General features: G+C 67.2%; 1 pseudogene. It reads right to left on the reverse strand.

Features of this window, described 5'->3' with window-relative positions:
- Positions 1-768: pseudogene (locus tag MOV75_RS40400) on the reverse strand (hypothetical protein); the annotation flags it as partial.

Consider the following 768-nt stretch of genomic DNA (forward strand, 5'->3'; position numbering starts at 1 on the left):
GCGCTGGCTCCTCTCGCTTCGAGCGCTTTGACGAGTAGCTGCGGCGGCGCTGCGGCTTCTCGGGTTTTGCGCTGGGCGCGGGGGCGGTTTCGGCCTGCGGGACCGCGTCCTGGTTCTTCTCCGAGTTCTTCTCCTGCACCCTGTCTTGAGACTTCTCTTGTCCCTTGTCTTGCGTCTTTTCCGAGCCGCGCATCGACAGGCGCTGGCCGTCGAAGACGGTGGTTTCGCAGTGACGATCGTTCTCGGCGAGGCTCGCGCAGAATTTTGCGGCGGCGGCGGCGTTGACGAGGGGGCCGGCACCGAGGCGGAGCTGCATGCCGAGCCCGGTGGCGCCTTCCTTGATCATGATGATCGGCCGCAGCGCCGCGACGTCCGGATTGGATTTGGTCACGCCGCGCCAGAGCGCGCGCAGGCCGTCGACCGAATTGGCGCCGCCGAGATCGATCGCGAAACGCGTCTGCTGAACCGCGATCGCGGGGGATTCGCTCTCGGCTGTTTCCGGCGGCTTTGCGGCTGTGGCGACGACTTCGGTCGGGGCGGGCGCCGGCTCGGCCTTCTTCTCCGCGGCTTTCTCGATGGTCTCGGGCTGAATCAATTTCGATGCAGCCGGATCGGGCGGCGCCATGATCGACTTGGACGGCACCAGCGGAATGGTCGGCAACGCCGAATTCATGGCCGGCGATTGCTGCACGAGCGATGCGGCGGCCGCGGTCTGCGGCGGCGGGCTCGGCGGCTCCTTTGCAGAATCCTTGGACGTGTCCTTGGCGG

This window comes from Bradyrhizobium sp. PRIMUS42 (assembly GCF_023006515.1).
Lineage (GTDB): Bacteria > Pseudomonadota > Alphaproteobacteria > Rhizobiales > Xanthobacteraceae > Bradyrhizobium.